The organism is Shivajiella indica, assembly GCF_042683085.1.
GTDB lineage: Bacteria > Bacteroidota > Bacteroidia > Cytophagales > Cyclobacteriaceae > Shivajiella > Shivajiella indica.
The window spans coordinates 467,322-488,046 of sequence record NZ_JBHUIV010000016.1; the positions used below are offsets into that span (position 1 = coordinate 467,322).

16 protein-coding genes are annotated in these 20,725 nt (G+C 37.7%); 3 read left to right on the plus strand and 13 right to left on the minus strand.

What is annotated here, in order from left to right; genetic code table 11:
• Window positions 1–102: 102 nt before the first annotated feature.
• Window positions 103–984 carry a succinate--CoA ligase subunit alpha gene (sucD, locus tag ACFSKV_RS11480; protein WP_380802744.1) on the plus strand — a complete coding sequence of 294 codons (882 nt, stop codon included), beginning with the start codon at window positions 103–105 and terminating at the stop codon, window positions 982–984.
• A gap of 72 nt (window positions 985–1,056) precedes the next feature.
• Here sucD and ACFSKV_RS11485 read toward each other — a convergent pair whose 3' ends face one another.
• Window positions 1,057–1,476: a hypothetical protein gene (locus ACFSKV_RS11485; RefSeq protein ID WP_380802745.1), complete on the minus strand. Its 420-nt coding sequence runs from the start codon at window positions 1,474–1,476 to the stop codon at window positions 1,057–1,059.
• A gap of 542 nt (window positions 1,477–2,018) precedes the next feature.
• Here ACFSKV_RS11485 and ACFSKV_RS11490 point away from each other — a divergent pair.
• Window positions 2,019–3,659, plus strand: a complete 1,641-nt coding sequence (locus tag ACFSKV_RS11490; protein WP_380802748.1) for an ABC-F family ATP-binding cassette domain-containing protein — start codon at window positions 2,019–2,021, stop codon at window positions 3,657–3,659.
• Window positions 3,660–3,990: 331 nt separating this feature from the next.
• On the opposite strand, the gene ACFSKV_RS11495 is transcribed toward ACFSKV_RS11490, so the two are convergent.
• A complete protein-coding gene (locus tag ACFSKV_RS11495) occupies window positions 3,991–5,274 on the minus strand; it encodes a M20/M25/M40 family metallo-hydrolase (RefSeq protein WP_380802750.1) in 1,284 nt (427 codons plus the stop codon).
• Window positions 5,275–5,366: 92 nt separating this feature from the next.
• Here ACFSKV_RS11495 and ACFSKV_RS11500 point away from each other — a divergent pair, with 92 nt between their 5' ends.
• A complete protein-coding gene (locus ACFSKV_RS11500) occupies window positions 5,367–6,035 on the plus strand; it encodes a 3-keto-disaccharide hydrolase (protein WP_380802752.1) in 669 nt (222 codons plus the stop codon).
• A 199-nt stretch (window positions 6,036–6,234) separates the two neighbouring features.
• Here the strand turns inward: ACFSKV_RS11500 and ACFSKV_RS11505 are convergent, their stop codons facing one another.
• The 11 genes from ACFSKV_RS11505 to ACFSKV_RS11555 all read right to left on the minus strand — a co-directional run bounded on the left by ACFSKV_RS11505 (window position 6,235) and on the right by ACFSKV_RS11555 (window position 20,725).
• Window positions 6,235–9,711 (minus strand): hypothetical protein, encoded by a 3,477-nt coding sequence (locus tag ACFSKV_RS11505; RefSeq protein WP_380802754.1) that lies wholly within the window; start codon window positions 9,709–9,711, stop codon window positions 6,235–6,237.
• A gap of 89 nt (window positions 9,712–9,800) precedes the next feature.
• A complete protein-coding gene (locus tag ACFSKV_RS11510; protein ID WP_380802755.1) occupies window positions 9,801–13,502 on the minus strand; it encodes an ATP-binding protein in 3,702 nt (1,233 codons plus the stop codon).
• A 54-nt stretch (window positions 13,503–13,556) separates the two neighbouring features.
• A complete protein-coding gene (locus ACFSKV_RS11515; protein ID WP_380802757.1) occupies window positions 13,557–13,820 on the minus strand; it encodes a hypothetical protein in 264 nt (87 codons plus the stop codon).
• 31 nt (window positions 13,821–13,851) lie between these two features.
• The gene (locus tag ACFSKV_RS11520) at window positions 13,852–14,406 is read right to left on the minus strand and encodes a DUF420 domain-containing protein (RefSeq protein WP_380802760.1); all 555 of its coding nucleotides are present in this window, start codon (window positions 14,404–14,406) and stop codon (window positions 13,852–13,854) included.
• On the minus strand, window positions 14,393–15,061 hold the full coding sequence (locus ACFSKV_RS11525) for an SCO family protein (protein WP_380802762.1): 669 nt from the start codon (window positions 15,059–15,061) through the stop codon (window positions 14,393–14,395). Before ACFSKV_RS11525 ends, ACFSKV_RS11520 begins: the two co-directional genes overlap by 14 nt.
• 77 nt (window positions 15,062–15,138) lie before the next feature.
• Window positions 15,139–15,468, minus strand: a complete 330-nt coding sequence (locus tag ACFSKV_RS11530) for a cytochrome C oxidase subunit IV family protein (protein WP_380802764.1) — start codon at window positions 15,466–15,468, stop codon at window positions 15,139–15,141.
• Window positions 15,469–15,487: 19 nt separating this feature from the next.
• Window positions 15,488–16,264, minus strand: a complete 777-nt coding sequence (locus tag ACFSKV_RS11535) for a cytochrome c oxidase subunit 3 (protein ID WP_380802766.1) — start codon at window positions 16,262–16,264, stop codon at window positions 15,488–15,490.
• A 23-nt stretch (window positions 16,265–16,287) separates the two neighbouring features.
• Window positions 16,288–16,869, minus strand: coding sequence for a cytochrome c oxidase subunit 3 (locus ACFSKV_RS11540; protein ID WP_380802768.1), 582 nt, complete (start codon window positions 16,867–16,869; stop codon window positions 16,288–16,290).
• A 4-nt stretch (window positions 16,870–16,873) separates the two neighbouring features.
• Entirely contained in the window at window positions 16,874–17,776 is a 903-nt protein-coding gene (gene cyoE / locus ACFSKV_RS11545) for a heme o synthase (RefSeq protein ID WP_380802771.1), read from the minus strand.
• On the minus strand, window positions 17,773–18,855 hold the full coding sequence (locus ACFSKV_RS11550) for a COX15/CtaA family protein (RefSeq protein ID WP_380802774.1): 1,083 nt from the start codon (window positions 18,853–18,855) through the stop codon (window positions 17,773–17,775). Before ACFSKV_RS11550 ends, cyoE begins: the two co-directional genes overlap by 4 nt.
• A complete protein-coding gene (locus tag ACFSKV_RS11555; RefSeq protein ID WP_380802776.1) occupies window positions 18,836–20,725 on the minus strand; it encodes a cytochrome c oxidase subunit I in 1,890 nt (629 codons plus the stop codon). Before ACFSKV_RS11555 ends, ACFSKV_RS11550 begins: the two co-directional genes overlap by 20 nt.

Sequence of the window (20,725 nt, forward strand, 5' to 3'; positions counted from 1 at the left end):
TAAAAAGATAATTAGAGTATAAATTAATCAGATAATGTTTCCCATTTCTTTTTGTCAACAGGCTTAATGTCTTATTTTTGTCCAAACTTTAAAAATCGCAATATGAGTGTTTTAGTCAATAAAGATTCAAAAGTGATTGTGCAAGGCTTTACAGGTTCGGAAGGGTCATTTCATGCACAACAAATGATAGAATACGGGACAAATGTTGTCGGGGGAGTAACTCCTGGTAAAGGCGGCACCAAACATTTGGAAAAACCTGTTTACAATTCTGTAGAAGAAGCAGTTTTAGCGACAGGAGCTAACACATCCATAATCTTTGTTCCACCGGCTTTTGCAGCTGATGCCATTATGGAAGCTGCCGATGCAGGTATCAAGGTAATTATTGCCATCACTGAAGGAATTCCTGTGGCTGATATGATGAAAGCCAAACCATATATCAAAGAAAGAGGGGCTGTTTTAATTGGGCCTAACTGTCCGGGCGTAATCACTCCCGGTGAAGCAAAAGTTGGAATTATGCCTGGTTTTGTATTCAAATCAGGAAGAATCGGTATCGTATCCAAATCCGGTACTTTGACTTACGAAGCAGCTGACCAGGTTGCAAAAGCAAGCTTGGGTGTGTCCACTGCCATCGGTATCGGAGGTGATCCGATAATAGGCACTTCAACCAAAGAAGCTGTACAGATGTTGATGGAAGATCCTGAAACAGATGCCATCGTGATGATTGGTGAAATTGGTGGTAACTATGAAGCAGAAGCTGCCAAGTGGATCAGAGAAAATGGCAACAAAAAGCCAGTAGTTGGTTTTATCGCTGGACAAACTGCACCTCCGGGACGTAGAATGGGCCATGCCGGTGCCATCATCGGTGGAGCTGATGATACAGCAGCTGCCAAAATGCGAATCATGGCCGAAAACGGTATCCATGTAGTAGAATCACCAGCTGAAATTGGTGCGGTGATGGCCAGAGTGCTTGGTGTGGAAGCTTAGTGAAGAAAAGCTATTAAGTAAATAAAATATAGTCAAGCCGCTCAGAGAAATCTGGGCGGTTTTTTTAAACTATTATGAAAAATCCATGAAATCGGGATTTAATCCAATTGCGATAATATAAAGTAGACCATAAATAGCGAAAGGGCTTGCCACCAACACAATAGTTTTCGCTGCACTGAATTTTCTAAGTTCAGCTTTCTCTATATTTTCATAAGGTATTCTCATGTAATATTGCTCTCCAAGATTTTTTTTGGTCATATTATCTTTTCTGTAACCTAAAATACCTTCCTCGTCATTGTCCATGTATTTGAAGATAAACTTTCTTTCATCTTTAAGGCTTATCCGATAAAATTTATCCTCCAAGAAAGTATCTTTTTTATCAATTTTTCGAAAATCAACAGGTTCCTGCAAACCTTGAATTTCTGCAACATTCTTATAAGACACACATGACAAACAAAAAAAACAGAGCATTACAAAAAGATACTTTTTCATAGTAAGGAAGGATAAAGTTCAAGAAAAATGAAATTATTCACTAACAATTTGAAATACAATCTTTTAGGTTATTAAAAAACGCAATTTTTACTAAAACAAAATTTTTTTTCTGCAGAATTCGCAAATGAGGCCTGAATGACTTATAACCATTTTAATTAATCCTCCAATAAAGATCATGATCGATTGGAAGAAAATTCAATATAATTTATTCAATATATCAAACATTAAAGCAGTCACTTTGAAGGAGCTAAACCCAGCCTTCTGTTAGACAGGTCTCCCTGGTCAGAATTGATTTGAATTTACTCTTGGTACATTTTACTTGGTACTTGATACATAGTAAAGAAATATATTTCCCCTTTATTTCAACCCTATCTCAATATCCACTAATTACTTTTCTACCTATTTCTAACCCAAAATCAATTTATATCTAAAAATAAACATCAATGTCTTTCCCTTTATTTCAATTTATTTCACGAACCTGTCTGTTTTGGCAGAGTATTTTTCAAGAATAAACTACCTTTGCCCCTTGAATTCCAAATACCATGATCTCAGTTGACAATATAGCCGTTATCCACGGCGGACATGCCTTATTCAGTGACGTATCTTTCTCCATCAACCCCAATGATAAAATCGCACTCATGGGGAAAAATGGGGCGGGAAAATCTACTATGCTTAAAATCATAGCAGGGGTAACCAAACCATCAAAGGGAGGCGTTTCTGCTCCTAAAGATGCGGTGATAGCCTATTTACCTCAGCATTTGCTCACGGCGGATGACTGCTCTGTTTTCGAGGAAACTGCCAAGGCATTTGCTTCTTACTTGGGACTGAAAGCCGAAATTGACCGATTGAATGAGGAATTGACCGTAAGGACGGATTATGATTCAGAAGAATATTATAAAATCATAGAGCGGGTTTCTGAGGTATCAGAAAAGTTCTATTCCATTGAAGAGGTTAATTACGAGGAAGAAGTGGAAAAAGTATTACTGGGCCTTGGATTTGAAAGAGCAGACTTCCAAAGACCTACCTCAGAGTTTTCCGGTGGCTGGAGGATGCGGATTGAACTGGCCAAGATACTTTTACAGAAACCTGATCTGATCCTGCTGGATGAGCCTACCAACCACCTGGACATAGAATCCATTCAGTGGCTGGAGGAATTTCTGACAGAAAAAGCCAAAGCCGTGGTAGTCATCTCCCATGACCGGGCATTTGTAGACAATATCACCAACCGTACCATTGAGGTGACTATGGGCCGTATTTACGATTACAAAGCCAAGTACAGCCATTACCTTGAATTGAGAAAAGAGCGCAGGGAACAGCAACAGAAACAGTACGAAGAGCAGCAGAAGATGATCGCAGAGACCAAGGAATTCATCGAGCGCTTCAAAGGCACCTATTCCAAAACCCTTCAGGTACAATCCAGGGTAAAAATGCTGGAGAAATTGGAAGTGGTGGAAGTGGATGAGGTGGATACATCAGCCTTACGCTTGCGTTTTCCTCCTTCCCCTAGATCAGGAAAGTATCCGGTGATTGTAGAAGACCTGTCCAAATCCTATGGAGATCATGTGGTATTCAAAAATGCCTCCATGACCATAGAAAGAGGTCAAAAAGTGGCCTTCGTAGGTAAAAACGGAGAAGGTAAATCCACCATGATCAAAGCCATCATGGGAGAAATTGACTTTGAAGGGAGATGTGAATTGGGTCACAATGCCCAGATCGGTTATTTCGCCCAAAACCAAGCTTCCCTTTTAGATGAAAGCTTGACCATCTTTGAAACCATAGATCAGATTGCCGTTGGTGAAATACGCTCTAAAATCAAAGATTTGTTAGGCGCATTTATGTTTTCTGGAGATGATATCAATAAAAAAGTAAAGGTGCTTTCCGGAGGAGAAAAGACCAGACTGGCCATGATCAAACTTTTGTTGGAACCAGTAAACCTGTTGATCCTTGACGAACCCACCAACCACCTCGATATGCGCACCAAGGACATCATCAAGGATGCTTTAAAGGATTTTGACGGCACCTTGATCTTGGTTTCCCACGACAGGGACTTCCTGGATGGCCTGGCCACCAAAGTATTTGAATTTGGCAACAAACGTGTGAAAGAGCACTTTGAAGACATCAACGGTTTCCTGAGGAATAAGAAATTAGAGAATCTGAGGGAAGTGGAAAGGAGTTCAAAATGATATTTGCTTCGCGAAATAAAATTGAAATATACTTCGTGAAATGTTGTTGAGATATTATAGTGGATATTGAGGGATATTTGCGTTGCGATATTGATGGATAACCTTAACCATTCCAAAATCTGGAATCATTCTTATTTCCAGACTCTTGCTTCTTGTATCCAAACTCTCCAACATACGCCTTCCAACTTCCCTTTTCTTAATGAATCCCTTAACCCCTTAAATCCTTTATGGTTCAATCCGAAATCCGACTTCCATTTTCCAAAATTATTGATAGAAGCTTCCTTCCCTACTACCCGGCCCTGGCCTAAAAATGTCCTAAGGGACTTTTCCTTTACGGCCAGTCCCCCTGCATCAAAATCAACAAAAGTGCCTGTTGAATAGCCAAATGCCCATTCTTATTGACCCACCATTCATCCAGGCTGTGGGCACCCCCACCTTCTCCTCCACGGCCAATAGTCACAGCCGGAATACCTAAGGAAAAGGCAATATTGCTATTTGTAGAACCGGAACTCAGGACTGGGTCATTTCCTGAAAGGTATTTTGCTATGGCCATGGTACTTTGAATCAAAGGAGAATCCGGATTTGCTACACCACTGGGCCTGTCACCTACTTTTTCAATATCTACTGTCAAGGAATTACCACTTCTGATAATGGCATTTTCCTTTTCCAGTCCTTCCTTAACAGAGGACAGAAACAACTCATTAATGACCTTCAACTTTTCCTGACTTTCTGAACGCATATCTACCAACATCCAGGATTCATAAGGAATGGAATTCACCGAGGTACCCCCTCCTAGAACTGAAATACTATAGGTGGTTTTGGGACCATCTTTGGTAAAAGCATCTGCCTTAGGCACAAAAGCCACCACCGCCTGTGCCAAAGCATTGTGGGGATTACCAATACCAAAAGCTCCATAAGAATGCCCTCCAGAGCCCTTGAAAGTGACTTTATATCTTAACGAACCAATACCTCCATTAACGATATCCTCGAGACCCCCTCCGTCAATGGCAATATGGGCAGCCAATGGATGTGCACCTTCCCTAAACAGGTGCTTCATGCCCTTTAGGTCTCCCAAACCTTCCTCACCTACAGTTCCTGCAAACCAGATATCATCCTCCGTACGGATATTTTCATGGTTCATAGTTTTCAGCAAAGCCACCACAACAGCCAAAGATCTATTGGCATCTGTAATCCCTGGCGCAAACAAAGTATCTCCTCTTTGCTTGACGGTCACATCGGTACCATAAGGAAAAACAGTATCCAAATGGCCCTCCACCAAAAAGGTTTTCCTGGATTTTGTGCCCTTTCTTAATGCAATCACATTACCCACTTCATCTTTCCATACTGAATCCGCTCCGGCATTTTTCAGCATTTGAGCAAATACTTTCCCTTTTTCTTCTTCATGATGAGAAGGAGAAGGAATTTCTGTCAGAGTGATCATATCCTGAACTGTCTGTTCATCAATACTCAGGATATAGTCAAAAGCCTTTTTTAGGGTAGGATCTTGAACCAAAGTTTCCACATGGTCTTTGTATGATTGCTGAATCACCTGAGCTTGAACAGAAATAGAAAGCAGGAAAATAAAAGCACTTAAAGCAAGAAATTTGATTTTCATAGGAGTCTCATTTGAGGATCTGAAATAGTCCAAAATTTATATTTCAAACAATACCGTTTGTCAATAATTCCACCTTTCGGTATATTACCTTTATGAAAAACACCCCCCTATTCCTACTACTTTTGATTTTCTTTTTGACAATCGAAAGCCAGGCTCAAAATCTCTTTAATGGCAAAGACCTCAGCGGTTGGTACATGGATGTGCCTGAGTTGGACAAAGATTCAACTTTAAGAAAACCCTTCCTCGTGCGGGAGGGTATGCTGGTAAGTCTTGGAACACCACTTGGCCACTTAATTACTGAAAAAGAATTTGAAAATTACCTTTTGGAAGTAGAATACCGATTCCCAGGGGAACCTGGAAATTGTGGCGTTTTGGTACATGCATCTTCCCATAGGTTTCTGTATGACATGTTCCCCAAATCCATTGAAGTACAGATGATGCATGAAAATGCAGGTGATTTTTGGGTAATAGGTGAAGATATTCAAGTCCTGGATATGGAAGCCAGAAGAGGGCCAAAAGATAATTGGGGAGTAACAGAAGGCAAAGGCAGGCGCATCCTAAACTTAACAGATGGCTCAGAAAAGCCTTTGAGAGAATGGAACCATATGGTCATAGAATGCAAAGGAAATGAGGTCAAAGTTTGGGTAAATGGTGACATGGTCAATCACGGTTATGGTGCCACAGCATCCCATGGCAAAATCGCCATTCAAGCAGAAGGAGCTGAGGTTGAGTTCAGAAAGTTGGACCTGACAAAACTTTGAAATGACACGAAAGCACCTGATTTTGAAAGAAAGCACTTTGATATCTTTGAGCCTTTGGAGCCTTCAAAAAATCTTCACACCTTCCTTTTTTGTCTTTTTTCAGTTTTGTGATTCAGAATAATACCATGAAAAAATTAAGTTCTCACGTCGAAGGCAACTATTACCACAGCGGACACTTAGTAAAATGAAATAACTTTTCTCAGAATAATGCTGTTACCTGCATCCTTCCGATGTGCACCAGCCTTCCCAATCCTTCAGAATTTCTTCCTTCATACACCATATTCATTTGTAAACCTTCTCCAATTTTTTGGAGCCAGTTGAAAGTCCAGGTAAAGTTGCTGCCAGGGGTAAGGGCCTGAAGCATTTCATACCCTGTAGGAGAATTAACTTGCCCGTTGTAATCTATAAAGGTGTATTTAAAATTTGCATTGATCGTGGTTTTGATAGCTTTTGCATATCGGAGGTCAAGACCACCTTGGTGTAATGTTGCCCTTTCATTGAATTCCACATTGGCAAGGTTCACTTTATCAGTGTACTGATACATGACCGTAGTCCTGAAGATACTGCTTGGTTGGTAAGCCAATTCAGGCCCGATGCCATATTGCTCAATAGAATAAACCCTGTTATCTAAAAAATCTGAATTTGCAATCCTAGTTCCAGTTTGACCTAATATCCTAAGGTTAACCATTGGACTAAAATTGTACCGGGTATTCAGCCTCCAATCCTTTTGGACCAAATCATCAAATCCTCCCGCCAAAAGCTGTTTGTTCTGACTATCGAATAAAGAAAGGTCAAATCCATATTTGGCAGAAGATCGGTTAAAGAAAAAGGAAGTTCTGATTACCTGTCTGACCGAAATCAAGTCTTCATCAGCAAACCCTCCAATAAAGGGATTGATTCTATCCCAAAAATCACTGGATGTAATTTTCTTTTCAATACTTAGACTAGTGGTATTTGAAAACTTCTGAAGAAATTTTTTGATCCCGCTTTCAGTTCTCCAAGAATCCGGGAATCTTGCATTTAACCTGTAATTAAAAATAGTGGTATACGCCTGAACAAAATCAGTAGTTGGAACAAAAACTTTGATAAAATTCTTTTCTTCTGGATTTATCGCGATATAAAATTCATTCAGCTGTTGGATTCCATCTCCATTATCATCCCTCCAAGCATGGGTACCTTCACCGGTAGGAACCTGTAAAAAAACATATTCCCTTCTAAATTCACGCCCGTTTCCTAAAGCATAACTTAATTCATTTCTCACAATACCCTTCGCAAGTGTTCCCAAATAATCCACTTTACCCAGTACGGTAGTTTCTCTTTCTTCATTTAGTCTAAGAAATTCCAGTTCTCTGTACGTGAAATTAGCACTCAGATCATGATCTTTAAATCTTCTTTTCAATCCAAACATGGTTTGGAAAGCCTCTGTGTCCGGAAGCATAACCCCCTCTACAGGAAATTGGTCTTCTCTGACAGACGCATTTAGGAAAAACGAGTACTTCAGCGAATCATTAGAATTTAGATACACCAAATGTTCCAAAAAATTCATTGCCGTACTGACTACAGAATCCCTCTCCGCATTGTTTACGGTGTTCCTGTCCAACATCAAACGATACCCAGGTACAAGCACTTTTGAACGGTATTGCAGATCCCCTGTATACCGCAACCATTTGGAATTCAAATTTCTAACATCTGAATTAAGCATGAAAAAATCATTTTTCAGGTAAATCCTCTTTCCAAATTGATGATTTAATTTAGCCAAATGTTGGGTACCGGATAAAATTCCGCCCTTATTCCTAAAATTAAACCTGTAACTGAATAGATTATGCACATCCTTGTTAAATTCAAATTGGGTATTGAAAATCCTCTCATGACCAGCTTCCTGCATGTCCTCAGCAGATAAGCTCCAATCCCGATCAAATTCAATATACCTCAACCGGTCAATAAAAGTGAAGTAGGTTGAGTTGTATTCAAATTCTGTAAAGGCATTGAATCTATAATTTTTAAACCCCTCAAACACTCTGTTTTCTGAAAGAATTCCTGATTTAATCCCCATCCCCCTATTTAATTCGTTGTCTATTTGTGAAAAAAGGTTTTGGTCTGCGTTAGAAAGTGCCACTTCGGTATATACTTTTTCATACCTGCTTAATTTAACTTTAGTACCTGCTGTAAACATCTGCTTCTTATTAGGCGCAGGCAATTGGGAAAGAATGGAATAATCCCCTTGGGAAATTCCATTTACTGTTGGGACATATTTAAAAACAGGGCCATTGGTAAGTTGTATGTCTCTAATATAATCTCCGTTTCCCTGACCCACTTGACTAAAAGAAACTGCAAAATGAGCCAATTCCGGATCAGTAGAATATTCATAATACTCTATTGGTTGGCCAAGATCATTCACGTCTACAATTTTCTTATAAAGAATCCTATTAGGATCAAATGCAACACTGTCCACCCTCGGAACAGTGGCAGATTCCAGATCATTTCCAACGGAAGCCAAAAGCATTTTATCCTCATCGGTAAATTCAAAAAACAAAGGTCTGTTTCTATTGTCCTGTTCCCTGTAAAAATTCATATAAAAGGAAACTTTATCGTTTTCCTGAATATGGTTTGCAGTTATAATAGATCTTGTAAAATTCCTTTCAGCAAATTCAAAGTCTATTCTTATCCGGGTATATTGGGTGATCAATACATTAGGTGTAAAAGTAATTTCTCCCTGGTTATAATCAATAATATAGTCATAATTAAAACCTCTTTGAAGCTGCTTACCGTCTAAAAACACCCTTTCCGAATTTGCCAGAATAATCAAAAACCTTTCATTATTTGGACCAGGAATTCTGTAGGGACCCAATGTTCCTTCTGAAACTTCCAGGAAAATGGATGCAAATTTACCTTTTGCAACCGAAGCTGCCCCTTGAGTGGATGCCCTCCACTTATCCCCAATTTTATAATTAGTTGTCAACTGCGCTCCTTGTACGTTTTTATAGTATCTTAAAAACTCAGATTGCCTCTGCTGCAATACCACATCTCCAGCGGCCAGGTTAAAACGGTCGTTGTATAATTCAACAAGAACATTATCAAAATCCTGTATTTGTTGGGTATTACCTTCGGGCTGAAAGGGTACATTCTGATCTGTAATACTTGCCCGGATATTCAGATTATCCGATAATTGCCCGTTCATCTGAAGATTTAGAGAAGAATTGACAAATAAATTTTGCGTATTTCCAAAAGAAATACCACGGGTTAAATTTCCTGATTTATTAAGATTGGTGGAAGGAAAAAGTTCTTCTTTAAAATCAAAGGCTGGTAAAGCCTGTACCCTATTGTCTTTGAATGTGGCCATAGAATCATAATCCGTCAATAATGTCCGTTTTGAAATTCTTTGGTGAAACGAATAGGGAAATGTTTGGTAACAAACCAACAAAGTATCTGGGAATCCCCTCTCTCCAGGATCGATCTTTAATTTCCCGGAATTAAGATGATATGAAAATGCATAGGAAATATCTTTCCCATCAGTAACCCGGATACTTTCCTCCAGAACGCTAAGCGAATCCAAAATAAAGGGTTCTTCGGCCATTGAGCTAGGGATTCTCTTACAGGTTTCCACCTGTGCCTTCGCATCTAAATGATAACCTATTACCAAAAAGAGAATAAAAAGAAAATATACAACCTTAAGCATATTACACACAAAGTCCTTACTAAGGTAATATTTTAAGTCTTCAGAATAAAAAAAGCTAATCGTTTAAAAGAAAATGAAACTTTTACCTATTATTTCACAAGATTAAAACTTAAAAAGAAGGAGCTTCCTTTACCCATTTCAGTTTCAAACCATATGTTTCCCCCCGCTGTTTCAACCCCCCTTTTTGCTATAGCCAAACCTAAACCTGAACCTTCAGATTTGGTGCTGAAATTTGGAAGAAAAATTTTATCCTTTAGTTCATCCGGTATTCCTTTGCCATTATCCTTAATTTCAAGAATAACAATACCATTATTTTCTGAAAGCTTGACTTTGATAGCAGGACCTATACCTTCTTCTACCGACTGTATTCCATTGATAATCAAGTTAGAAATAACTCTTCCAAAAAGTTGGTCATCTCCCATAACTGACAATAATTCTGATTTACTCCTATCTTCAAAACTGATTACTCCTTTTTCCCTGTTTTTAAATAATTCCAGGGTATCTTGCACTACCTTTCTGAAATCCATGATTTCATTTTTAGGAAGGGGCATTTTGGCGAATGTTGAGAATGAGGTTGCGATATCGCTGAGTGTATCCACTTGAAGAATTAAGGTTTTCAAAGGTTTTTTGAGCATTTGAGGATCCTCTAACTTCCCTTCAGCCTGGAGTCTCAGTAAATGCTGAAGGGTAAGTTTCATAGGTGTCAGGGGGTTTTTTATTTCATGTGCAACTTGCTTTGCCATTTCCCTCCATGCAGATTCCTTTTCCGTACTGGCCAAAATATTTTTACTCGCTTCCAGCTTGAACAACATATTATTGTACTCATTGACCAAAAGACCAATTTCATCTTTTACAGGCCAATACATGGGTTCATTGTTTTCCAGCTCTGTTGTCTTAAGTTTTTGGGTCAGAAGTTTAAACGGGAAGGTTAGATTTTTTGAAACGAAATAAGAAACAAACAAAAACAAGATAAACACTAGAACAAATATATTCAGGATATTGCTCAGCACATCTGCTATAAGTATATCCAATTCCGATTCAGACTCAAAAAAAGGAATGGCTATGATGGCCTGAATATTCTGTCCATCAGAAGAGCGAATGGCTGAATAAACGGCCTTATAATTAAGCCTACCTACCTTTTCCTGAAGAAGGACCAAGTTATTCTGACCTTCTACGACCTCAACAATTGCAGTGGGGTTGATGTATTTGGTCAGAATTTTTTTATCGAAGATGTTGGGTTGAGAACTGATGAGCAAATATCCTTTGTCATCATATACATTAATTTCCAAATTGGTGGTTCCGGAAAGACGGTTTATTTCTTCATTAAACTCCTCCCTTTCAACCACCCCTGCCTGTTGTTTTTCCGTGATAGTAGAAAGGTTGTCTTTTATCAAAGTTGCTTTTTGGAAATATTGTCGGTGAAGTTCTTCTTGGTATGAATTTGCCAAAAGACCTAAAATAATAGCAGAAATAATCAAGATTGGAAAAAAGAAAGCAAAATTAAGGTACATCTGCAATTTAGTAGCATAATTAAAATCAAATGTCTTTAAGCCTCTTAATAAAGCATAGATCACTACGCTGATTAGTGTCAAAAGAATAAAAGCCAGAAAGAAAAGGGAAATATCTGCCAATATATAATAGACAGGGTAAATTGGAGATGATATAACTATTTCCCTATTTTCGTTTCTTACGCCAAAGTGATGGTATTTTTTCCGATAAATTCCTGTGGAATATAGTGCAGAATTATTCAAAAAATCTTTAAAACCAGATGCCCGGTAATTGAATACCCCTACAGTGTACAGCAGATCACCATCCTGATAAACTGCATAATTATATTCATTGTCATTGAAGGTTGATATGTAATTTCTGTCCATTAATAATTTCGGGAAAACAGCTCCAGGTAAAACCCTAAGCTGCTTTAACTCCAAAAACACAGTCCCAATAAAAACATCATCCCTATAAAGTGGTACAAAGGCAAAATATTGATTGCTCACATTTTCTTCGTTTCCTTTGATAAAGTAAAGGTCACGCACAGAAGTGGCAAAGTCACTTTTCACATAACTGAAGCGTAAAGACTCAAGTGTTTCTTCATCAGTTCTGACCAATACATTATCACCCGATGCATTAAAGACTTTAATCCTCAGTGCATATTGGTCAAAATAATTCGTCATATGGATCCTTCTGATCTTTCTTTCAATGGGTTCTTTGGATTGGAAAGGGTCAACCAATGAGTTTTTGATAAATAAATCCTCACTGATACGGTTCATGATATCAGAAAGAAAAAATTCAGCCATTACATCATTTTCAATCAATTGTTGCCTTCCAAATCTTAATTTTGACTGCATCTGATTTTTCAGAAAAACATCATGGGCCGCGATCCCTGTAATGATTGCTGCTACCAAGCAGGCAAAGAAAAAAGTAAGAAATGTATTTAGACCTAACTTAAAAATATTTCGGTGCAGATTAAAACTAGCTATTGAAATCAAAAAAATCAGGTGTGCCAAAAAAGCTAATAAATGAATCCAATTAAAGAATGCCAAAAATGCTACAATAGGGGTTGAAAATATAACCAAAATCTTTAAGGCATAGGCTTTTTCTTCGGGATTCTCTTCTAAAAGTAAACTCAATCCCAAAATTGAAAAAAGGATATAACCAGATGCTCCGATAAAAATTATAAACAAACTGATAACTTTAAAATAGTCTAAAGATGGAAGACTTAGGATGTTAAGCTCCCATTGGGAATTACTTAGAATATTGATATACAGACCGTAAAAAATCACTAAAAGTAAGAGAGAAACAGTATAAACCATGACATAAAACATCCACTTACTGAATCTTCTTTTGAGAGCATTAAATTTTCTTATGAATTTATCGCCCCTCATTAGTCCCAAAAGCATCGAAAAAATGACTGCTAAACATATAACGTTCAATAATAAATCCCCCAAACTTGGATTAAGCAAAGAGGAAGCATATTTACTTGAATCGAATAAATCATAATCAAAATAATTATGGGGAAAACCAAAGAATAACATGAATCCCCTGATGGAAAAGAGAATTAAAAAAGTATATAGGACAGCCTGTAAGCCTTTACCTTTTCCCCATATGGATTTAATGAAACCAAATCCTGTAATTAGCACAAGGAGTAAAAGAGAAAAAAAGAAAACCAGTAGGGTGAGATTATTGGTTTGTTCAATCGGCTGATATCCTTCCTCAAACCTTAGTGAAAAATAATAATCTCCATTATCACTTGTAACATCCAAAAAGCCTTCCTGTGGGCTAGCTGCAATTGAAACAAAATCGTTTCCAAAAACTGCATTATTAAAACCGGATTGAAGGAATTCATTTTGGATTTCACGCTTGAAATACAAAGGGTATACCTGAACCAGCCAATATCCTTTTTCATTTCTGGTAAACCTCCTTTGTTTTGAAAAATAAATCCCTCGATTATCTTCTAAAAGATATTGGTTGGTTTGCATCCTCAAAATTTCAAAATCAGGAATATAAGTAAAATCTGACCAATAAATAAGATTTCCGGCTTCTTCAAAAATAAAATAGGGATGGGCAGAATTGGAACTTAATTTTGAAAATGATAAGGGATCATCTGGTCTATTTTGCATCAAAAGCTCAATAAAATCATGATCAAATTCCTGCAAAGTCTGCTGCATTTTATGCGAAATTGGTTTAAGGAATTTTTCAGAACTCTCTCTCCCACTGATAAAAAAATTCAGGGCTAAAAGTAAGCCAACACCTAGAACTGCAAATAAAAGGATGAATCTTTTTCTATTAAGCATAATATAGATAAAAGTAAAAAAGCAAAGTTGATAATCAAACTTTGCTTTTCTATATCAGAATTTATCTCCTTGGAATACAAACTTGTTTTTCCTTTTTTTGGCATGCCTGTACCATAAAAATCCGATTACTGCTGCAATAAGATAGGGCATGGAAAACAAATATAAAATTCCGGTATTCAATCCAGCTCCAATGGTAGTTTCACCATTACTCACATTATTTTCAATACTTGCCCTGCACATAGCGCATTGGGCTAAAATAAATGAATTAAAAGACAAAAAAAGAAAGAGGGAAAGAAATATCTTTTTAAGCATTTTCATAGTATTAGAACGTGAATAGAAGGCAGGAAGTTTAAGAGCTATAATAAGGACTAATCATTAAGTAAACCAAAACTCCGGTTATGGTTACATATAACCAAATCGGGTATGCAAATTTAACAACTTTTCTGTGTTTTACCCGCTGATCTGTATATCCATAGTAATATGCCAATAAGATTGGAAATAGAGCTATCGCTGCGAGAATGATATGTGTTATCAATATGAAATAATAAACATATCTGATAAAACCTTCCCCTCCAAAGCTAGTACTTTCTGCTGTTGCATGATAAATGACATAAGAAACCAAGAATATTGCACCCAATCCAAAAGCAGTTGTCATGGATGCCCTATGTAATGGGATATTATTTTTTTTGATGAATATAAGACCTGCAATAAGGGCAATAGTAGCGGCAGAGTTGATCACAGCATTCAGATGGGGGAGAAAATAAACCCAATTACTTGCCATCTCAATTTTTGATGGCATAAACAAAAGAACGGCAACAACTAAGGGTACTATAATAGCAATAAAGGATATCCATTTAATGATTCCTTGATTATCGATGTTCTGAATGGTATTAGTTTTTTCCATGTAAAAGAATTTTTGTTTCCAATATTAATCGATCCACTTCATCCCTATTGGTGCCACTGTAATAGCCCCTTATTCTCCCCAATTCGTCCACCAGTATGAATTTATCACTATGTACAAAATCATCGGGTACACCCCCCCCATCCAAAGTAGGAAGGATAAATCCACACCTTGCCAAATTGTAAATCTGAGATTTGTCCCCTGTAAGAAAAAACCATTTACCTGGAGTTGCATTATGCCTTTGGGCATATTCATTTAAAACCTCCGGTGTATCATATTCTGGGTCTATAGAAATAGAAAAAATCTGGACATCTTCCTGATTTCTGAAAGCATCATCCACTCTTTCCATTTCTGATGACATCACAGGGCAAATACTTGGGCAGGAAGTAAAGAAGAAGTCAACAATGGTAATTTTCCCGCTCATATCCTTACTGCCCTTTTGCTCATTATTTTGGGAGGTAAGGGTGAATTCAGGAATATAATGTTGTCCTGATTCCACTACATCACATTCCATAAAAGGATTCTCTACTCCATCTTCAAATAGAATGGGGATATCATATCTATTATTCCCAAACGTTTTCAGAAACACAATTATAGCCACAGGAACCAACAGAATACAAAGCAGTACTAAGCCTTGCAATAGCCTTAAACTTCTCATCTTTAACGTTTACATATAAACAAAAAAAGTAGGATGAAGTTCCTACCTCATCCTACCTTTTTTTAGTTTAATTTATTTTACCACCTCAACATAAATATATCAGAACCTTCTCTTACCAAAGCGATAACAAGCCATACAAGGAAAATTAGAGGTACGATAATAGAATAGAAAAGGGGTTTTACTTCATCACCAAGGTGCATGAATTCCATCATGATATACTTTGCTTTCCAAATGGTCAAGCCAATAAATATCACATAAAGGAGAATGCCTCTGGGAAGGGTAAACGCAAATACGAATTCGATGGAGGTCAAAATCAAAAGAATCAAAGCTGTCTTCCAGATTTTTTTGATTTTTTCTTCATTTCTGGGAATTACTTCCAAAGTGGTTTTATTTTCCTGTAATGCCATTGTTTTATTATTTAAAGCTTTAGATCAAATAGAAGAATGTAAACACGAATACCCATACAAGGTCTACAAAGTGCCAGTATAATCCGATTTTTTCAACCATTTCATAATGACCTCTGCCTTCGTAAATGCCCACTGCTGATTGGTAAAATGCAAGGAATAAAAGGAATACACCAATAGTTACGTGGAAGCCGTGAAAACCTGTAATAAAGAAAAATAATTGGGCAAATGCAGCAGGACCATATTCATTTACGGTAAGGTTAGCGCCATATACAGTTTCAGTAACAACTTGACCTAATTTATTGACATAGGTCAATACCGAACCTCCATCAGTACCATGGATAAAGTGGGTCCATTCCCAAGCTTGACAGCTGAGGAATGTAATCCCTCCAAGGAGTGTCCAAAGCAACCATTTAACTACATCATTTTTGTCATTCCTATGACCTGCTTCCACAGCCAAAACCATCGTCACCGAACTCATGATCAAAATAAAAGTCATCAAACCCACAAAGGCCAAAGGAATATGGTAGCCATGCAAAAACGGCATAGCATCAAATACCAATTCAGGTATCGGCCAATATTCATTTGAACCTACAAATGACTCAGCAGGTCCAGCATAACCTGGATAGCTGACTCTGATCGCGGCATATGAAATCAAAAAGGCAGCAAAGGTAAAGATATCGGAGAGTAAGAAAAACCACATCATTAGTTTTCCGTAACTGGCTTTGAGTGGTTCATTACCACCTCCCCAGATTCCTCTTTTAGGGCTGACGCCCACAGCAGTTGCAGTCGTAGACATATTGATTAACTTATTTTAAACTTTTAATGATTCAGTAATAGGAACATAAAGAGATATAGCCAAAGTCCACCTAAGAAATGCCAATAAGTAACACACATTTCCATCACATCCATATTCTTGGAATGGACTTTATATCTAAAGGACGAAATTAATACAATAATTAGAAATATCACACCGCTTATCAAGTGGATTGCATGTAATCCTGTAAAAACATACAGAAAAGAACCAGCCGGGTTACCTACAAAATAGACATCCCTATCTACTAAAGCAACCCAACTATACCATTGCCCTATAAGGAAAATGACGCCAAGAATACTGGTTATAATCATTCCTATCCTTAACCTATTTAATTCATCTTTTTTGGCTGAAAGGTATGCATAATGAAGAGAGAAACTACTCAAAATAATAATTCCGGAAGTATAATAGAAAATGGTAGGTAAATCAAATTCCAACCAATTTCCTTCAGACTGCCGGACAATATATGCACTGGTCAAGGAAGCAAAAATCATTACCACGGTCACTATAAAGAGCCAAAGAGCAAACTTCTTTGGATGCATGGAAATGGGCTGTTCTGCTCCTTCTACATAAGCAATTTTTTCTTCCATAATTTTATACCTTATCTAAAAGATAAGCGATTTGAACTATTGGTAAATAAAGAAATGAACCGAACATGATTTTCAACGCTGATTTTCTGGAACAATCCTTCATAAGTGAAAATGTCTGGGCCAGAAACAACACACCACAAACCGTAGCTACAATACCTGAATTAATACCGGTTAATCCAAAATAAGTAGGAAGGAGTCCCAAAGGGAGGAGAAACAAGGTATAAATCATGATTTGTATTGCCGTATTCAAATCCTTTTTCCCTCCACTTGGAAGTAATTTGAATCCGGCCTTTTTATAATCTTCATCACTGACCCAAGCTATTGCCCAGAAATGAGGGAACTGCCAGATAAATTGTATTCCAAATAAGATCAAGGCTTCATGACTGATTACACCTGTAGCTGCCGTCCAACCTAATAATGGAGGCATAGCACCTGGAATCGCTCCCACAAAAACAGCTATTGGACCTACTCTTTTGAGCGGAGTATAGACAAATATGTACAATACCATACTCAAAATTCCAAGAAGCGTAGTAATCGGATTTGTAAAAACCCAAAGGATCGAAATCCCTAAAAAGGCAAGAAGTGAAGTAAACCAATAAGCTTCAGAAAGAGAAATCTGCTTTAAGGGTAAAGGACGATTTTGAGTCCTTTTCATCAACTTATCATAATCCTTTTCCCATATTTCATTGGCTGCACCAGATGCCCCTGTAATCATAAATCCTCCAAGAATTAATGCCAAAAATTGGCCCCAGGAGAATAAATAACCGGAATCACCTAAGATGAATCCGAAAGCAGCCGAAAAAGTAACCAAGGCTGAAAGCCTAAACTTTATCAACTCAAAATATGCCTTGGCCCTTAAAGCCAAGAAATCTATGACTGAATCTTCTGTAATATTTAAAGTTCTCATGAACTGGGTATTTCAATTTTTACTTTTTTCTGGTCATTCAGCAACAATAAAATGATGAACTGAATTCCAATGATCAAAGAACCAAGTAGTAGGTGAAACGGCTGAAGGAAGGCAGGAATTGCAAAGTAGGCCATACCAACACCTGAAGCGATTTCTAGGATTATAACAATCAACAACACCTGAGACCAACGGAATAGACTTACTTTTCTTAGTGAATATTTATAAATTTTGTAAATAAACAATAAGTGAATTGCAAGAAGCAATAAAGAATAAGACCTATGAATAAGAAAGGGTAAACCCAAACGACTTATCCATTCACCCCTTAGCATATTCCCAAACTGAAATGCAATAACGTCAATTTCTTCCCTTACCTGAGTTCCTAATACTATTTGTATCAGCATTAACACACAGGCTAATACCATTATCCTAAATAAGCTTTTAGGTTCTTCGGTTTTAAATTGAATAGGATAAACTAATCTGTAAGATCTGTAATGAATATATAACAATAAACAAACAATGAGCAAAGCCAACACCATATGAACTGTTATCATCCATGGAAGTAAATTAGTTGAAACTACCAAAGAACCAATCCAAGCCTGGAAAAGAACCAAAATTAGATTAAATATAGCCAATATTGGTATAACCTTATCCAAAGTCCACAAACGAAGGGAACGGATAACCGTGATCAATACGAGAATACCAATTACAGCACCAATCAACCTGTTGACATATTCAATCCATGTTTTTACAGGATTGAATTCCTCTTCAATAAGAATACTTTTATCATTTCTTATTTCATCTGCTTTTTTGGAAAAGCCAAAGCTTTCAAGTTGAGTTACAAATCTCTCATTTTTCTCAACCCTTTTGGTTAAGTAAATTTCCTGATAATTATTTGGGAGCTGATCCACATTTGTAGGTGGAACCCAGCTCCCAAAACATTTCGGCCAGTCGGGACATCCCATACCTGCACCAGTACTTCTAACAATCCCTCCGACCAATATTAGAAAATAAACAGCTATCACAGTAATCAAACTGATCCTGCGAAAGCTGATTATCTGATTAAGATTCTTTTGATTCATGAGCTACCAAATCAGCTTCTTCATCTGAAATGATTTGTTTCTCCAATTTAACCAATTCCTGCTCATGAGGAAGATTTGATTCAGGAGTGGCAGATAATGGAACTGTCTGGGGAATGAAATCCTCTGGCGCTCCTGGCTTTGAATAATCATAAGGCCATCTGTAAACAGCAGGAATCTCTCCTGGCCAGTTTCCATGACCTGGATGCAAAGGAGTGGTCCACTCTAAAGTATTGGATCTCCAAGGATTCAAAGAAGCTACCCTACCCCTGTACATGGAGTAAAAGAAATTGAACAAGAATATAAGTTGGGCTCCAAATGTCAGGATTGCTGCAACTGAAACGAACATGTTCAGGTCAGTGTACATATTGGAGAATTCGAAACCTGTCCAAGAATAATACCTTCTTGGGAAACCTGCAATTCCAATGTAATGCATCGGGAAGAACACCAAGTAAACTCCAATAAATGTAGCCCAGAAATGTATATATCCTAATCTTGCATCCATCATTCTACCAAACATCTTAGGGAACCAGTGGTACACACCTGCCATCAGACCAAAGAAAGAGGCGGAACCCATAACCAAATGGAAGTGGGCAACCACAAAATATGTATCATGTAGTTGGATATCAATAGCTGAGTTACCTAAGAAAATACCAGTAAGTCCCCCGGAAATAAAGAAAGAAACAAGTCCAATTGAGAATAGCATTCCAGGTGTAAAGATCAAGTTACCTCTCCAAAGTGTGGTTAAGTAATTGAATACCTTCACTGCTGACGGGATGGCTATAATCAAAGTCAGGAACATGAATATTGATCCTAGGAAAGGATTCATTCCTGAAACGAACATATGGTGGGCCCAAACCACGAAAGAAAGGATAGTAATACCCAACATGGAAATAATCATGGCTTTGTATCCAAAAATCGGCTTCCTAGAGTTGGTGGCAATGATCTCTGAAGTTATACCTAATGCTGGCAACAATACAATGTAAACTTCAGGATGTCCTAAGAACCAGAACAAATGTTGATAAAGAACCGGACTACCGCCTGTGTTAGGTAATGCTTCTCCGCCAATATAAATGTCAGATAGGTAGAAAGAGGTGCCAAAACTACGGTCAAATACCAATAACAATGCTGCTGAAAACAACACAGGGAAAGATAACAAACCAATAACAGCTGTTAAGAAGAAGGCCCAAATAGTAAGTGGAAGCCTAGAGAAAGACATTCCTTTGGTTCTTAAGTTAATTACAGTAGTGATGTAGTTGATGCCACCAAGAAGTGAAGAAGCGATAAAGAAGGTCATAGCTACCAACCAAAGCGTCATCCCCAATCCTGATCCTGGCATGGCCTGCTCAAGAGCAGAAAGAGGAGGATACACTACCCAACCTCCGGACGCAGGTCCAGTTTCAATAAACAGGGAAATGAACATGATTACACTGGACAAAAAGAAAAACCAGTAAGAAAGCATATTCATAAAACCAGAAGCCATGTCTCTAGCTCCAATTTGAAGAGGTATCAGGAAATTGGAAAATGTACCACTTAGACCAGCAGTTAACACAAAGAAGACCATGATTGTTCCGTGCATGGTGACAAGAGCAAGGTAAAATTCCGGATCCAATTTACCTTCAGGAGTTATCCAACCTCCAAGTATAGGTCTAAGCCACTCCAACTCCATATCAGGGAAACCTAATTGAAGTCTGAAAACCAAAGATAAAAGTCCACCGATTATCGCCCAGAAAATCCCGGTAATCAAAAATTGTTTACCGATCATTTTATGATCTTGAGTGAAAATATACTTGGTTATAAAATTATCGTGATGCTCATGATCGTGATGGTCATGCGCTTCAGCACTGTGTGTAGCTACGTTAGCTGTTGCCAT

Bases quoted from the DNA above. Each gene is read 5' to 3' on its own strand.
- sucD (WP_380802744.1), top strand. From the start codon at position 103: ATGAGTGTTTTAGTCAATAAAGATTCAAAAGTGATTGTGCAAGGCTTT.
- ACFSKV_RS11485 (WP_380802745.1), bottom strand. From the start codon at position 1,476: ATGAAAAAGTATCTTTTTGTAATGCTCTGTTTTTTTTGTTTGTCATGT.
- ACFSKV_RS11490 (WP_380802748.1), top strand. From the start codon at position 2,019: ATGATCTCAGTTGACAATATAGCCGTTATCCACGGCGGACATGCCTTA.
- ACFSKV_RS11495 (WP_380802750.1), bottom strand. From the start codon at position 5,274: ATGAAAATCAAATTTCTTGCTTTAAGTGCTTTTATTTTCCTGCTTTCT.
- ACFSKV_RS11500 (WP_380802752.1), top strand. From the start codon at position 5,367: ATGAAAAACACCCCCCTATTCCTACTACTTTTGATTTTCTTTTTGACA.
- ACFSKV_RS11505 (WP_380802754.1), bottom strand. From the start codon at position 9,711: ATGCTTAAGGTTGTATATTTTCTTTTTATTCTCTTTTTGGTAATAGGT.
- ACFSKV_RS11510 (WP_380802755.1), bottom strand. From the start codon at position 13,502: ATGCTTAATAGAAAAAGATTCATCCTTTTATTTGCAGTTCTAGGTGTT.
- ACFSKV_RS11515 (WP_380802757.1), bottom strand. From the start codon at position 13,820: ATGAAAATGCTTAAAAAGATATTTCTTTCCCTCTTTCTTTTTTTGTCT.
- ACFSKV_RS11520 (WP_380802760.1), bottom strand. From the start codon at position 14,406: ATGGAAAAAACTAATACCATTCAGAACATCGATAATCAAGGAATCATT.
- ACFSKV_RS11525 (WP_380802762.1), bottom strand. From the start codon at position 15,061: ATGAGAAGTTTAAGGCTATTGCAAGGCTTAGTACTGCTTTGTATTCTG.
- ACFSKV_RS11530 (WP_380802764.1), bottom strand. From the start codon at position 15,468: ATGGCATTACAGGAAAATAAAACCACTTTGGAAGTAATTCCCAGAAAT.
- ACFSKV_RS11535 (WP_380802766.1), bottom strand. From the start codon at position 16,264: ATGTCTACGACTGCAACTGCTGTGGGCGTCAGCCCTAAAAGAGGAATC.
- ACFSKV_RS11540 (WP_380802768.1), bottom strand. From the start codon at position 16,869: ATGGAAGAAAAAATTGCTTATGTAGAAGGAGCAGAACAGCCCATTTCC.
- cyoE (WP_380802771.1), bottom strand. From the start codon at position 17,776: ATGAGAACTTTAAATATTACAGAAGATTCAGTCATAGATTTCTTGGCT.
- ACFSKV_RS11550 (WP_380802774.1), bottom strand. From the start codon at position 18,855: ATGAATCAAAAGAATCTTAATCAGATAATCAGCTTTCGCAGGATCAGT.
- ACFSKV_RS11555 (WP_380802776.1), bottom strand. From the start codon at position 20,725: ATGGCAACAGCTAACGTAGCTACACACAGTGCTGAAGCGCATGACCAT.